We start from the raw sequence: 13,624 nt of genomic DNA, 5'->3' as shown, positions 1-13,624 counted from the left end.
GCGGCGGCGGCACGAGCACGCTCGGGGTGTTCCCGTACCCGGGGATCGGACGAGAGCATTCGCATGGCACCGAGTCTGCCAGCGGTTCCCGGGTCCCCGCCTCAAGGGGAGGCGGAGGGCAGACGAACGCCGCCCATAGGACCGCCGCCCGGCACGGCGGCGGGCCACGCGCCGAGGGGGCCCGACGGACCCGAGGGAGGGCACCCAGGTGTCAGCATCCACCGCGCCGGACGGCGGACCGGAGGACCGGGACGCAACCGGCGACCACCCGGAAGGCCGCGCAGATCCGGGCGACTTGGCGGTACCGGACGACCCGGGAGGCCGGGCGGACCCGGACGACCCCGGCTTCCCCGCCGCCACCGCACCCCGCGTGGCCACCGCCGCCGGACTGGACGGACTCGACGAGGCGGTGTCCGTCTGCCGTGCCTGCCCCAGGCTGGTCGCCTGGCGCGAGGAGGCGGCCCGTACGAAGCGGAAGGCGTTCCTCGACTGGAGCTACTGGGCACGGCCCGTCCCCGGATTCGGCCCCGCGGACGCCGCGCTCGCCGTCGTAGGACTGGCACCGGCCGCACACGGCGGCAACCGCACCGGCCGGGTCTTCACCGGCGACCCCTCGGGTGACGCGCTCTTCGCCGCGCTGTACGACACCGGGCTCGCCTCGCAGCCCACCGCCACGCACCGCGGCGACGGCATGGAACTGCACGGCGTGCGGATCACGATGCCCGTGCACTGCGCGCCGCCGGCGAACCGGCCCACCACCGCCGAACGCGACACCTGCCGGCCCTGGCTCGCCCGCGAACTGGAGCTGCTCGCACCCACGCTGCGCACGATCGTCGTGCTCGGCGGCTTCGCGTGGCAGGCGCTGCTGCCGGTGCTTGCCGACGCGGGCTGGCGACTGCCGCGCCCACGCCCGGTGTTCGGGCACGGCGCGGAGGTGCTGCTGACGGACGTGCGCGGCGGAGCGGGGCGGCGCGAGCTGCGCCTCGTCGGCGGCTACCACCCGAGCCAGCGCAACATGTTCACGGGCACGCTCACTCCCGCCATGCTGCGCGAGGTGCTGGGCCGGGCGGCTGCCACGGCGGGACTGCCACGGCGCTGACGCCGTGCGCTGCCGCTGAGGTCGTCACATCCCCCGGTCCTCGTCTGCGTCGCGGCACGGCGATCGAGCACAGGCCCGACTCCCGCCGCGCACAGAGGAGTTGACCGCCCGGCCCGGCCCGGCCCGGCCCGGCACTCCCCGAGCTACGCGACGACGGCACGGCGCCGGTCCCTGGTCCCAGGGGTCCGCTTCCGCATCCCTCCCGCCCGTTCCGTCTCGTCACAGGCCCGACCGGGCCCTCTTCCGGCCCCTGTCCACCCCGCGATCACTCGTGGGCAGGGCCGCCCCCGTCCACGCTCTCCGTACGGCGAGGCAACCAATTAGTACGTTTTTGTCCGGATACATTCGTGGGTGCTGCTGCGCGACTCATCGACACACACGGAGGCACGCATGCCCCTGCCCAGGTCCGGCCCTTCGCGCCGTGCCGTCCCCGGCACGGTGAGGACCCCCGCCGTTCTCCTCACCGCCCTCACCCTGCTCCTCGTACTGCCCGGGATCGCCGAGGCGGAAGGCGACGACGAGCGGCCCGCACACCCGGACAGGGACTGGATGGGATCCACCCTCGACGCGAACGAAGGTCACACACCGGCGGCCCCGGCGTCCTCGCGGACCGCCACGGCGTCCGTCGAGGGCGTGGACGTCTCCAGCCACAACGGCAACGTCGCCTGGTCGACCCTGAAGAGGAACGGCACTCGATTCGCATACGTCAAGGCCACGGAAGGGACGACGTACCGCAATCCCAACTTCGCCCAGCAGTACAACGGCTCGTACCGCAGCGGCATGATCCGGGGCTCCTACCACTTCGCGCTGCCCGCGAACTCCAGCGGCGCCGCGCAGGCGAACTACTTCGCCTCGCACGGCGGCGGTTGGTCGCGGGACGGGAAGACGCTGCCGGGCGCGCTTGACATCGAGTACAACCCTTACGGCTCGGCCTGCTACGGCAAGTCGAAGAAGGCGATGAGCGACTGGATCGCCGACTTCGTACGGACGTACAAGGCGCGCACCGGCCGTGACGCGGTCATCTACACCTCGACCACCTGGTGGAAGACGTGCACCGGGAACACGACGAGGTTCAACAGGACGAATCCGCTGTGGGTTCCGAGTTGGGGCAGGTCGGTGGGACCGCTGCCGGGGCGCTGGCCGTTCCACACCTTCTGGCAGTACACGTCGACGGGGAAGACGGTCGGCGACCACGACCGGTTCAACGGCTCCTACGCGCGGTTGAAGGCGCTCGCCAACGGCTGAGCGCACGTACCCACCGCCGGGCGGCGGCCTTCCGGGAACGCACCGGGGGGCCGCCGCTCGCGTCTGCGGACCTCGGCGGCGGGTGAAGATCCCGATCGGGACTCCGGCGTCCGCTTGTTCGCGGCTGTGAATTCGCTTCCGAGGTATTCGCCGCTTGCGCCTCTCGCGTCGCACCATGGAACGAGCGGGGGTGATTGGAGGGAAACCCCATGATCGAGGTCAAGACGGTCGACAAGGCGGACGAGCGGCGCGATTTCCCACGCGGGCACGTCGAGGCCCTCCACCTTTCCGGACTGGATTTCGCCGTAGCCACATTCGAACCCGGCTGGCGCTGGACGGAATCACTGCGTCCGATCGCGGGGACCGAGACCTGCCAGGTGCACCACAACGGATTCGTGGTGCAGGGGCGGATGCGCGTCAGGATGGACGACGACGGCACGGAGACGGAGGTCGGGCCCGGCGACGTGTTCGTGTGCCCGCCCGGTCATGACGCCTGGGTCGTCGGCGACGAGCCCGTCGTCCTTTACGACTTCGCGGGTCAGATGGCGACCGAGTACGCGAAGGGCTAGCCCGGAGGACGGCCATCGGCGCGAACGGCCGCCAGGGGCACGGGAGTCCGGCACTGGAATCAGGCCGCCGCGAATCCCGGCCCTGGAAATCCGGCCCCGGAATCCGGCCCTGACATCGAGCGCGCCGAAGAGACGTGACCGCGGGCGGCGCGAGGCCGGGAAATCGGCGCCGCCCGCGGCCGCCCCGTCGATGGGGCATGCGGCGCAAGCGGCTCGGGGCGGGTCGGCTGTCAGCGCCCGGGTGCACGATGTCCTCATGGCGAGCACAAGAGCGAACGGCCCGGTCGGCGGGGCGAGATCCACTGCGCGGAAGGCGGGCGGAGCCGTCCGGGCGCCGCGACGCCCGGAGGTGGATCTCCCGGAGCTGCGGCCTTACGAGACGGGCCCTTCGCCCGACGGGGACTACGACGGTGTGGGCTTCGAGGGCGCGGATCTGGGCGGCAGCGACGCCTCGGGAGCGCGCTTCCTGGAGTGCGGCATCCGCAACTGCTCGCTGGACGAGGCGAGATGGGGGCGGGCGAGGCTGCTGGACAGCGTGCTGGAGGGCGTGACCGGCGCCGGTACGGATCTCGCCGGTGCCGAGCTGCGTGACGTGGAGCTGCTGGACGCGCGACTGGGCGGCGTACAGATCCATGGGGCGCGGCTGTCCCGGGTGCTGGTGCGCGGAGGGAAGATCGACTTTCTCAATCTGCGTCAGGGCCGCCTGCTGGACGTCACCTTCGAGAACTGCGTACTGGTGGAGCCGGACTTCGGCGGTGCCACGCTCGAACGGGTCGCGTTCCCCGGATGTGTGCTGCGCGGCGTCGACCTCTCCGGGGCGGCGCTTACGGATGTGGATCTGCGGGACGCGGCGGAGCTGGAAGTCACGGCGGGCGTGGGGCAGTTGGGCGGTGCTGTGATCAGCTCGGCTCAACTGATGGACCTGGCACCGGCGTTCGCGGCAGAACTCGGAGTGCGAGTCCAAGGCTGACGCAAGGTGGCCGGGAGGCGATCGGTCGGGGGGACTCGGGGCCGGTCGCACGGGGGATACCGGGGCGCCCGGTGGCGGCTCAGACGCGGGGGAAGCGGGCCCGCAGCGTCCATACGGCGGGATTGTCCGCGAGGCCCTCGTGCATGTCGGTCAGATCGTCGAGGAGATCGTGCAGGAAGTCCCTGGCCTCGCGGCGCAGCACCGCGTGCCCGAAGGTGAGCGGCGGTTCGTCTTTCGGGCACCAGTCGGCCGTGATGTCCACCCAGCCGAAGCGCCGCTCGAAGCGCATGCGTTCGGTGCTCTCGGTGAAGTCGACCTCGGCGCGGTGGGGTCCCGCGGAGCGGTTGCCGCGCCCGTCGGCGTCGAGCAGTTCGACGGTGTCGCACAGTGCCCACGCGAAGTCGAGCACGGGCAGCCATCCCCAGGATGTGGACAGTTCGCGGTCCGTCTCGGTGTCCGCGAGATAGACGTCACCGCTGAAGAGGTCGTGGCGCAGGGCCCGTACGTCCGCGTTGCGGTAGTCGGTCTGCGGGGGGTCGGGGAAGCGCCGCGAGAGCGAATAGCCGATGTCGAGCACGGGCCGATCGTGTCACGGGGCTGATCGCGACGAGCGGGCCGATCGCGTCGAGGAGCGGTGAAGCGGCCCGTGGCACGCCGAGGGCGGTGCTCCCGCCGAGGCGAGCACCGCCCTCAGGACATACCGGCTCAGGACATACCGGCTCACGAGCACCGGCTCACGACGCACGGCCATGAGCTGCCGCGATATGGCGTACCGGCCTGCGGTCACCGGCGCACGGGCCGCGGTACGTACCCGCGTACGTCAGACGTTGACGCCGAAGTCCTGGGCGATGCCCACGAGTCCGGACGCGTAGCCCTGGCCGACCGCACGGAACTTCCACTCCGCGCCGTTGCGGTAGAGCTCGCCGAAGACCATCGCGGTCTCGGTGGCGGCGTCCTCGCTCAGGTCGTAGCGGGCGATCTCGGACTGGTCGGCCTGGTTGACGATGCGGATGAACGCGTTCCGCACCTGGCCGAAGTTCTGGCTCCGGCTCTCGGCGTCGTAGATCGAGACGGGGAAGACGATCTTGTCGACGTCGCCGGGCAGACCTGCGAGGTTGACCTTGATCTGTTCGTCGTCGCCCTCGCCCTCGCCGGTGAGGTTGTCGCCGGTGTGCACGATGCTCTGGTCCGGCGTCGCCTTGTTGTTGAAGAAGACGAAGTGCTGGTCGGAGTAGACCTTGCCGGTCGGGTTCACCGCGATGGCGCTCGCGTCGAGGTCGAAGTCGGAGCCGGTGGTGGTGCGGACGTCCCAGCCGAGGCCGACCGTGACGGCGGTCAGGCCCGGTGCCTCCTTGGTGAGGGAGACGTTGCCGCCTTTGGACAGGCTTACAGCCATGGGGGTGCCCTTCCGTTGTGAAGTCCGATGCGTGATCGGCTCTGTCGGTGGTGGTGAAATCGGTCGGTTGCAGAGAGTGGAACGTGGAAGTCGCTCGGTGGAGGTCGTTCCTACCTCTGCACAACGCAACCCGTCCATGGCCGGGTTCCTGGTCTCCGGTGGAAAAAGGCGATGACCGGATGCGCCCGTGCGGCGACCATGGAGGACATGTCCCCGTCCCCTTATGTCATCCGCGGATCGGTCAGCCTGCCCGATGCAGAGCTGGTCTGGCGGTTCACGCGCTCCTCGGGGCCGGGCGGCCAGCACGTCAACACCAGCGACACCCAGGTCGAGCTGCGCTTCGACCTCGCCGCGACCCAGGCGCTGCCGCAGGTGTGGAAGGAGCGTGCGCTCAAGCGTCTGGAGGGCACGGGCCGGATCGTCGCGGGCGTGGTGGTCGTACGGGCGAGCGAGCACCGCTCCCAGTGGCGCAACCGCGAGGCCGCCGCCACACGCATGGCCGCGCTGCTCGCGGAGGCGACCGCTCCGCCGCCCCCGGCCCGCCGCAAGAAGAAGGTGCCCCGGGGAGTGGTCGAGCGGCGGCTTCGCCAGAAGAAGCAGCGGGGCGATCTCAAGCGCGGGCGCTCCGGCCGCGACTGGACGTGAGCCCGGTCCGCCGTGGTCCCGCCGCGCCACCGGCAGTCACATAGGGCCCCGGGCCTCTCAGCGCCCGCCGGGCCCCTCAGTGCCCGCCCTTCGGCGGCTACGCCACCCGCCCTGCGGCGTACGTCAGGACCCGCCCTTCGACAGCGAGTGGTAACGCCCGCGGAAGTACGTCAGCGGCCCGCCGCCGTCCGGCGCGTGCGGCACCCCGACCGCCAGCACCCGCCCGATGACGAGCGTGTGGTCGCCTGCCCGTACCCGCTGCTCGGTGCGGCACTCGACGGTCGCCAGCGCCCCGTCGACCAGCGGCGCCTGCGAGGTCTCGCCCCTCGTATGAGGAAGGTCACGGAAGAGGAGCCGGTCGCTCAGCCGGCCCTTCATCGCGAAACGGCCCGCGGTCTGGCGCTGGCTCTCGGTGAGCAGGGACGCGGCCCACAGCGGGCGGCGCTCCAGCACCTCGTCCATACGGGAACCGTCGCGGACGCTGACCATGGCCAGCGGAGGATCCAGTGAGACGGACATGAACGCGGTGGCGGTCATCCCGACGTCCGCGCCCTCGGGACCGTCCTCGGGGTCGTACGCCGTCACCAGCACCACGCCGGCCGCCAGTCTCGCCATGGCCGCACGGAACTCGTCCTCGCTCACCCCATCAGCATGGGGCATCGCGGCGTCCGGCACCGGGCTCGTCTGCTGCTGCACTGCGTGTGACACGTCAAAGACGCTAACCGGTGGCGTGCGAGCCACACATCGGCCCCCGGAACCAGGACTTCCGACCCATGGCCGGTGTGATGGCGGGTGTGCCTCCCTGCCCGATTCTGTGACCACATCGTGCTTTTTGTGTGCACAAGTGAAGTGCACGGGGTTGCGAGGCCATGACCTGGCGTAATGCGGTTCACTCTCAACTCTCGGTCCAATGACCGGAGTTGGGGCGCACGCGAGTCGCAGTCCGGGGGCGCGAAAAGGGGCGCATTCGGCGCTCTACGCTCTGGTAAGGCCGTACTGTCTCTTGACCGGTCATTCGGTCGAGAGCGACGTCCGATGTCCGAGGGTGTGCCAGTCTCATACGGAGAGGAGTCAACGGGCTGCACACAGTTGTGACTTGAGTCACAGCGGGCAATAATTGTTGACCCTGTGTACCTGGAGCACAGCTCGCTGTGATTCAGTGGCCGTGGCAGTCGGACAGTGACGTCCCGCGAACACCTGGAGTTGACGAACGAGGCTCAGGGGGAGGGCGATGGAAACCGAGTCGGAGCCCTACGTCCGCCTTGCCAGCCTGCGTCAACTGCACCTCGTCGTGGCTCAGTTGAGCACCGCCCGCAGCCTCGCGGACACCCTTCAGACCGTCGCGGACGGCGTTGTCGAGGGACTGGGATTCGAGATCGCAGCCGTCAATCTCGTACGTCCCGAGGGCGACCTCGTCGTCGCCGCCGTCGCCGGAAGCCAGGGCGCCGAGGCGATGATGGCCGGCCGGGTCGGCTCGCGCAGCTCGTGGGAGCGCCGACTGTCGATGGGCGAGGCGTGGGGCAATCTGCGGTTCATCCCCTACACCGAGGGCTGGGTCCTCGACGACGACGACGTACCGCAGTGGCATCCCGCAGGACCCGCCCCCCAGTCGCCCGACGACTGGCACCCGATGGACCGGCTCTTCGCCCCGCTCTACGCCTCCGACAACGAGCTGCTGGGCGTGCTGTCCGTGGACAAGCCGCGCAACGGCCGCCGCCCCGGCGCCTGGGGCCGCGAAGCCCTCCAGCTCTACTCCTCCCAGGCCGCGATCGCCCTCAGCAACGCCCGGCTGCGCTCCAACATGCAGCGCGCTCTCGTACGGCTGGAGCGGGAGCAGTCGGCGCTGCGCGCGAGCGAGGAGAGCTTCCGGCAGGCGTTCGAGTACGCACCGAGCGGCATGGCCGTCGCCGAGATGGGCGGCGACCAGCACGGCCGCCTCATCCGCATCAACGACGCCCTGTGCAGGCTGCTGGGCAGGCCCGCCTCCGCGATGCGGCGCTATTCCTTCTCCGACATCGTCCACCCCGAGGACATCGGGACCCTGCTGCGTACGTCAGCCGAGGGCGGCCGTGCGGAGCTGCGCCTGGCCCGCCGCGACGGCTCCTACGTATGGGTGTCGCTGCGCAACTCCGTGGTCGCCGACACCGCCGACGGGCCGCGCTTCCTGCTCACCCACGTCGAGGACATCGAGGACCGCAAGCGCCACGAACTCCAGCTCGCCCACCGCGCCAGCCACGACTCCCTCACCGGCCTGCCCAACAGCGCCGAGCTGCGCGCCCGCCTCAACAGCCGCCTCTGCGCCCGCCCGACGCCGGTGATCTCCGGTGTGATGCACACCGACCTCAACGGCTACGCCTACGGCGACGGCTACGGAGAAGGCGACGAGGAACTGGACGGAGAAGGCGCCAAGTTGGTCTCAGGGCTCCAGTTCGAGGACGCCGGGTCGGGCGTCCTGGCCTCCACCGGCATCTACGACCCGCATCACACCCACGCGGTGCCGCCCACCGGCACCGTGCAGGGTGAGAAAGGTCTCGCCGTACTCTTCTGCGACCTCGACGGCTTCAAGTCGATCAACGACCGCTTCGGGCACAACTGCGGCGACGCGGTGCTCGTGGAGGTCGCCCGTCGTCTCTCGGCCGGAGTGCGCGACAACGACACCGTGGCCCGCATGGGAGGCGACGAGTTCGTGGTGCTCACCGACGGGGTCGGCCCCGCGGAGGCCCAGGACCTGGCGGTCCGGCTGCGGAACGCGATCATCCCGCCGATCCGGGTCGACGGCCGTGCGGTGCGCGTCGGCGCCAGCTTCGGCATCGGCTGGGCGGGCTGCGGAATGACCGCCGAGGAGGTTCTCCAGTCGGCGGACCAGCGGATGTACGTGGAGAAGCGCTCCCGCTCGAAGAGCCAGCGACGGGCGGGCTAGCCGACGGGGGCCGGCAGACGCCGGGGACGTCGGCGGACGGGAGGGCCGTGAGGCGCTCACGGCACCCCTGCCGGTCATTGCGCGATCATTCAGCGTTGGCGTAGCCCTCACCCCGGAGAGGTAGGCTCGGCCGGATACGTGACGCAGTTGGGAGTGACAGGGGATGACCGCCGAGAACGACGGCACCGGTGCGACGCCGGAAGGCGACGACCCTTTCGGCTACCTCTACCGCCAGGAGGGCGGCGACGGCTCTCCCGCGCCGCAGGCCGGTACCCCCAGGCGCTCGTTCAACCAGGTCCGCGCCGTCGGTGAGCGCCAGTACGGCGGCTACGGCGGGCAGTACTCAGGCGGGCCCGGCACCCAGCAGACCGCGGCCTACGGGCAGCAGCCCAACGCGCACTACGCCGCACCGGAGACGATGCCCGGCGGACGCGCGGCCACGCCGCCGCCTCCCGGCGGCAACGGCCACGGCCACGGCCACGGCGGCAGCGGACACGGCGGGCCGCGCAGCCGCAACGGCCTGCTGATCGGTGCGCTGGCCGTGGTGGCCGCCGTCGTCATCGGCATAGGCGCGGCGATCTACTTCAACTCCGGCGGCAAGAATCAGGCCCACAACGGCGGTGCCGCCGCTGCCGGTGCCGACGGCGGCAAGAGCGGGCAGCAGAAGCCCAGCGGCAAGCTGCCCAAGGGCAAGCAGATCGGCAAGAAGCAGGACGCCGCCAAGTTCCAGCTCGCGGGCGGCGCGGCGGCGGCGAGCGACGTCCCGGGGGCGGAGAGCAGCGACGGCTCGTACGTGGGCTCGATGAACGCGACCGGCGCGTCCGCGACTTGGACGACGGGCAACGTGCCGAAGGCGGGCCTCTACACCCTCTACGTGCGCTACGGCGTACCTGGCAAGGACGCGAACGGGACCCTCTCGGTCAACGGGCAGCCGCAGACGCAGCCGCTGAACATGTCCAACTTCGGCAATGCCGAGGAGGGCGACTGGGAGAAGGGCTGGACGCGGACGTACGCCTATGTCGATCTGAAGCAGGGGACCAACACCTTCAAGATCTCCTGCGAAGAGGGCAACAAGTGCGAGTTCAACCTCGACCAGGTCTGGCTGAAGGCGGGCAAGCTCCGCTGACGCCGTGAGGGGCGGGCGCCGCTCCGGGCCGAGTCCAAGCCCCCGCTTTCCGTAGCGGGGACGGCGAGGGCGGCGCGGGCTCAGTCGACGGCGGGCTCGCCGCCCTCCTCGACGGTCACCCGCGACAGCAGATCCGCGTGGACCTCCTCGTCGAACTCCCCGGCCGTGGGCGCCCGTACGGTCGCGGCCGACAGCGCCACCGCCCGCGCCAGCCGTTCCGGCCAGGGCAGGCCCTCGACCAGTCCGGACAGCAGCCCCGCGACCGCGGAGTCGCCCGCCCCCGTGGGGTTGCCCGTGAGCGAGCGGGGCGGGCCCGCCTGCCATGTGCCGTCCTCGGTCACCAGCAGCATGCCGTCCGGTCCCAGCGACGCGGCGACCGCGTGTGCTCCGCGGCGCTGGGCGGCGCGGGCCGCACGCAGCGGCTCGGTGGTGCCGGTGATCCCCGCGAGTTCCCCCGCGTTGGGCTTGACGAGGTCGGGGCGTGCGGCGAGGCCGCGGCGCAGCGGTTCGCCGCTGGTGTCCAGCACTACGGGCCACGCCGGCGGCGTGCGCCTCACGGGTCAGTTGTGCGTACGCGCCGACGGGCACCCCGGGCGGGAGGCTCCCGCAGAGCGCCACGGCCTCGACGGTGCCGGTGCCGCGGGAGCCGCCGTCGCTCTTGCCCGTGCCGCTCTTGCCGGTGCCGGTGCCGTTGCCGCCCGGACCCGAATCTCCCGTGCCGCCGCGTCTGCCGTCGCCGTCGCGTCTGCCGCCGTCGGGTCCACGGTCGCCGTCCCCGCCGCCCGTGCCCTCGCGCAGCAGCCGTGCGTACGTCTCCTGAAACGCGGCCCACTCCTCCGGCGAGATGTGCGGGCCCGGCTCGTTGAAGAGCGTGGCGCCTCCGCCTGCCTCGTCGACGACGCCGATCGTGCGCCTCGTACTGCCCTGCGTAGGGACGAGTTCGTCGGTGATGTGCCGTTCCCCGGCGAGCAGTTCGCGAAGCTCCTTGCCCGTAAGGCCGCCGGCGAAGCCCGTCACGACCGTGCCGTGGCCGATCGCGGCGAGCACGCGTGCCACGTTGAGTCCCTTGCCGCCCGGACGTTGCACGACCTCGCGCACCTGGTGCGAGCCGTGCACGTCGAGGCGGGGCACCCGATAGGTCAGGTCGAGGGCGGTGTTGAGCGTGACCGTCAGGATCACGGGGGACCACTCCAGGGGGACGGGGCGGACGCGCGTAGACGCGTGTGGGGACAACCGCCCGAGGGATCATGCCATTTGATCTTCGAGGTCGCGACCCCTACCGGCCGGTCGGCCGCCGGGTGACGCCGCGTCGTACGTACCGGTGGTCACCCCACGTCAGACCGCACCGCTCACCCCGCGTCAGGCCGTACCTCCCAAGCGCCGCGCCGCATCACGCCCTTCACCTCGAACGCCGCGTCCAGCACCACCAGGTCGGCGTACTTCCCCGGCTCCAGCGAGCCCGTACGGTCGCAGACTCCGAGCAGCCGCGCGGGATTGGCCGAAAGGGCGCGCACGGCGTCCTCCACCGCGATGCCGTCGACGGTGACGGCGCGCCGGAACGCCTCGTCGAGCGTGAGCGTCGAGCCGGCGATCGAGCCGCCCTCGGTCAGCCGGGCGACGCCGTCCCGTACCTCCACCTCCAGCGGGCCCAGCGGATAGCGCCCGTCGCCCATGCCCGCCGCGCCCATCGCGTCGGTGATGAAGGCGACCCGCCCCGCGCCCGCGCGGTGGAAGGCCAACTCGACCACGGCGGGGTGGAGATGGACGCCGTCGTTGATCAGCTCGACGGTGATCCGCTCGTCCTCCAGCAGCGCGGCCACGGGCCCGGGAGCGCGGTGGCCCAGGCCGGGCATCGCGTTGAACAGATGGGTGGCGACGGTCGCGCCCGCCTCCACGGCCTCGGCCGTCGCCTCGTACGTCGAGTCGGTGTGGCCGACGGCGGCGATCACGCCGCTGTCCGCGAGCATCCTCACCGAGTCGAGGCCGCCCGGGAGTTCGGGCGCGAGGGTCATCATCCTCGCCGTTCCGCGTGCGGCGTCGACGAGCTTGCGCACCTCCGTCGGATCGGGGTCGCGCAGCAGCGCGGGGTCGTGTGCGCCGCAGCGCGCGGCCGAGATGAACGGCCCCTCGAAGTGAATGCCCGCCAGATCGCCCTGCTCGGCCAACTCGCTGAGCGCGCCCGCCTGTTGGGCCAGATCGCTCAGTTCGCCCGTGACCGTCGAGGCGACCATGGTGGTCGTGCCGTGCCGCCTGTGGGTGGCGACGACCCGCAGCGCCTCCTCGGCCGTGCCCGCGGAGAAGGAGGCACCGCCGCCGCCGTGCACATGCATGTCCACGAACCCCGGGACGATCCAGTGGCCGCTCAGGTCGAGGACGCTCTCCGCGCCTGCGGACGTGGGCACTTGGGTCCGCGCGTGTTCGCGGGAGCCGGTACGTTCACCGCTCGCGTCGGGCTCCCCGCTCCCGTCGCGCCCGTCGCTGCCGTCGCTTCCCTCTCGTACGGTCCCGGCGATCAGCTTTCCCTCGACGGTCAGTACGGCGTTCTGCGCCACGCCGTCCGGCAGCACGACGCGGGCACCGGTCAGCACGGTGCGCCCGCGCTCCGGGCCGGTCGACGCGGTCGGGGCAGTCGGGCTCGTCGGGATCATCGGCTCGCAACCTCCGCGGAGAGTAGGTCCCGGGCGAGAAGTCCCGCGCCCAGGCAGCCCGCGGCGTCCCCCAGCGCCGCCGGGACGATCGTGGGGAGCTGCTGAAAGGTGACGCGTGCGCGCACCGCCTCCCGCAGCGGTTCGAAGAGGATGTCTCCGGCCTCGGCGAGGCCGCCGCCGACGATCACCGTGCGCGGGTCGAGAAGCGTGACGGCCGTGACGAGGCCCGCGGCGAGCGCGTCGACCGCGTCGCGCCACACGGCGATCGCCCTCTCGTCCCCGGATTCGACGGCCCTCGCGGCATCGGCGGCCGTGGCCGAGGCGTCGCCGCTCGCGGCGGCCCACGCGCGTCCCACCGCGGACGCCGACGCGAGTGCCTCAAGACAGCCGTGCTGCCCGCATCCGCACCGTGGCCCGTCGGGCCGCACCACGATGTGGCCGATCTCGCCCGCGCCGCCGTGCGCCCCCGGCTCGACCGTGCCGTCGATCCCGATGGCTCCCGCGATCCCGGTGCCCAGCGCGACGAAGAAGAACCGGTCAACCCCTCTGCCCGCGCCGACGCGCCCCTCGGCGAGCCCGCCCGTACGTACGTCGTGCCCGAGCGCCACGGGTACACCGCCGAGGCGCTCGGCCAGCAGCGCACGCAGCGGTACGTCGCGCCAGCCGAGGTTGGCGGAGTAGACGGCGGTGCCGGAGGACTGATCGAGTACGCCAGGTACGGCGATGCCGGCGGCGAGCGGCCCGCGGCCGAACCGTTCGGCCCCGTGGGTGCTCAACTCCTCGGCGAAGTCGGCGATTTGGGCGACGACGGCGTCCGGCCCTCTCTCCCGGCGGGTCTCGCGGCGCGCCTCGTAGAGCAGATCGCCGTCGCCGTCGGCGCCGACGAGCGCGGCCTTCATGCCGGTGCCGCCCACGTCGAGGGCGACGACGTACTCCGGTTTCCGGGAACTCGTGCTCACGTGCTCAGTCTCCCGCGAGACCCCCAACAGGTCTAGTCCACTTCGGC

The 13,624-nt window shown here is 71.7% G+C and carries 12 protein-coding genes and 1 pseudogene; 7 read left to right on the top strand and 6 right to left on the bottom strand.

Annotation, left to right across the window (positions count from 1 at the left end; all coding sequences use genetic code 11):
* Positions 1–295 precede the first annotated feature (295 nt).
* The 4 genes from MMA15_RS11605 to MMA15_RS11590 all read left to right on the top strand — a co-directional run bounded on the left by MMA15_RS11605 (position 296) and on the right by MMA15_RS11590 (position 3,883).
* Positions 296–1,099 (top strand): uracil-DNA glycosylase, encoded by an 804-nt coding sequence (locus tag MMA15_RS11605; RefSeq protein WP_277400992.1) that lies wholly within the window; start codon positions 296–298, stop codon positions 1,097–1,099.
* A 390-nt stretch (positions 1,100–1,489) separates the two neighbouring features.
* The gene (locus MMA15_RS11600) at positions 1,490–2,344 is read left to right on the top strand and encodes a lysozyme (RefSeq protein WP_241059078.1); all 855 of its coding nucleotides are present in this window, start codon (positions 1,490–1,492) and stop codon (positions 2,342–2,344) included.
* Positions 2,345–2,553: 209 nt separating this feature from the next.
* The gene (locus MMA15_RS11595; protein WP_241059077.1) at positions 2,554–2,913 is read left to right on the top strand and encodes a cupin domain-containing protein; all 360 of its coding nucleotides are present in this window, start codon (positions 2,554–2,556) and stop codon (positions 2,911–2,913) included.
* Between the two features lie 256 nt (positions 2,914–3,169).
* On the top strand, positions 3,170–3,883 hold the full coding sequence (locus tag MMA15_RS11590; RefSeq protein WP_241059075.1) for a pentapeptide repeat-containing protein: 714 nt from the start codon (positions 3,170–3,172) through the stop codon (positions 3,881–3,883).
* Between the two features lie 79 nt (positions 3,884–3,962).
* Here MMA15_RS11590 and MMA15_RS11585 read toward each other — a convergent pair whose 3' ends face one another.
* Complete coding sequence (locus tag MMA15_RS11585; RefSeq protein ID WP_241059073.1) at positions 3,963–4,460, bottom strand: hypothetical protein; 498 nt, start codon at positions 4,458–4,460, stop codon at positions 3,963–3,965.
* A gap of 243 nt (positions 4,461–4,703) precedes the next feature.
* The gene (locus MMA15_RS11580) at positions 4,704–5,279 is read right to left on the bottom strand and encodes a TerD family protein (RefSeq protein ID WP_241059071.1); all 576 of its coding nucleotides are present in this window, start codon (positions 5,277–5,279) and stop codon (positions 4,704–4,706) included.
* Positions 5,280–5,477: 198 nt separating this feature from the next.
* On the opposite strand from MMA15_RS11580, the gene arfB reads away from it, so the two are divergent.
* Entirely contained in the window at positions 5,478–5,924 is a 447-nt protein-coding gene (arfB, locus tag MMA15_RS11575; protein ID WP_241063149.1) for an alternative ribosome rescue aminoacyl-tRNA hydrolase ArfB, read from the top strand.
* Positions 5,925–6,047: 123 nt separating this feature from the next.
* On the opposite strand, the gene MMA15_RS11570 is transcribed toward arfB, so the two are convergent.
* A complete protein-coding gene (locus MMA15_RS11570; protein ID WP_241063148.1) occupies positions 6,048–6,584 on the bottom strand; it encodes a flavin reductase family protein in 537 nt (178 codons plus the stop codon).
* A gap of 571 nt (positions 6,585–7,155) precedes the next feature.
* Between MMA15_RS11570 and cdgB the strand changes: the two genes are divergently transcribed.
* The gene (cdgB, locus tag MMA15_RS11565) at positions 7,156–8,844 is read left to right on the top strand and encodes a diguanylate cyclase CdgB (protein ID WP_241059069.1); all 1,689 of its coding nucleotides are present in this window, start codon (positions 7,156–7,158) and stop codon (positions 8,842–8,844) included.
* A gap of 163 nt (positions 8,845–9,007) precedes the next feature.
* Positions 9,008–9,970, top strand: a complete 963-nt coding sequence (locus MMA15_RS11560) for a carbohydrate-binding protein (protein WP_241059067.1) — start codon at positions 9,008–9,010, stop codon at positions 9,968–9,970.
* Positions 9,971–10,050: 80 nt separating this feature from the next.
* Here MMA15_RS11560 and MMA15_RS11555 read toward each other — a convergent pair.
* The 3 genes and pseudogenes from MMA15_RS11555 to MMA15_RS11545 form a co-directional block, all read right to left on the bottom strand.
* Positions 10,051–11,149, bottom strand: a pseudogene (locus MMA15_RS11555) (1-phosphofructokinase family hexose kinase).
* A 170-nt stretch (positions 11,150–11,319) separates the two neighbouring features.
* Positions 11,320–12,618, bottom strand: coding sequence for an N-acetylglucosamine-6-phosphate deacetylase (nagA, locus tag MMA15_RS11550; RefSeq protein ID WP_241059065.1), 1,299 nt, complete (start codon positions 12,616–12,618; stop codon positions 11,320–11,322).
* Positions 12,615–13,577: an ROK family protein gene (locus MMA15_RS11545; protein ID WP_308290536.1), complete on the bottom strand. Its 963-nt coding sequence runs from the start codon at positions 13,575–13,577 to the stop codon at positions 12,615–12,617. The genes nagA and MMA15_RS11545 overlap by 4 nt, the downstream gene beginning before the upstream one ends.
* Positions 13,578–13,624 lie beyond the last annotated feature (47 nt).

It is taken from the genome of Streptomyces marispadix (genome assembly GCF_022524345.1).
GTDB lineage: Bacteria > Actinomycetota > Actinomycetes > Streptomycetales > Streptomycetaceae > Streptomyces > Streptomyces marispadix.
Note: the sequence above shows the minus strand (reverse complement) of the source record. Positions and strands in the feature narration are given on the sequence as shown.

Bases quoted from the DNA above. Each gene is read 5' to 3' on its own strand.
- MMA15_RS11600 (WP_241059078.1), top strand. From the start codon at position 1,490: ATGCCCCTGCCCAGGTCCGGCCCTTCGCGCCGTGCCGTCCCCGGCACG.
- MMA15_RS11595 (WP_241059077.1), top strand. From the start codon at position 2,554: ATGATCGAGGTCAAGACGGTCGACAAGGCGGACGAGCGGCGCGATTTC.
- MMA15_RS11590 (WP_241059075.1), top strand. From the start codon at position 3,170: ATGGCGAGCACAAGAGCGAACGGCCCGGTCGGCGGGGCGAGATCCACT.
- MMA15_RS11580 (WP_241059071.1), bottom strand. From the start codon at position 5,279: ATGGCTGTAAGCCTGTCCAAAGGCGGCAACGTCTCCCTCACCAAGGAG.
- arfB (WP_241063149.1), top strand. From the start codon at position 5,478: ATGGAGGACATGTCCCCGTCCCCTTATGTCATCCGCGGATCGGTCAGC.
- MMA15_RS11570 (WP_241063148.1), bottom strand. From the start codon at position 6,584: ATGCCCCATGCTGATGGGGTGAGCGAGGACGAGTTCCGTGCGGCCATG.
- cdgB (WP_241059069.1), top strand. From the start codon at position 7,156: ATGGAAACCGAGTCGGAGCCCTACGTCCGCCTTGCCAGCCTGCGTCAA.
- MMA15_RS11560 (WP_241059067.1), top strand. From the start codon at position 9,008: ATGACCGCCGAGAACGACGGCACCGGTGCGACGCCGGAAGGCGACGAC.
- nagA (WP_241059065.1), bottom strand. From the start codon at position 12,618: ATGATCCCGACGAGCCCGACTGCCCCGACCGCGTCGACCGGCCCGGAG.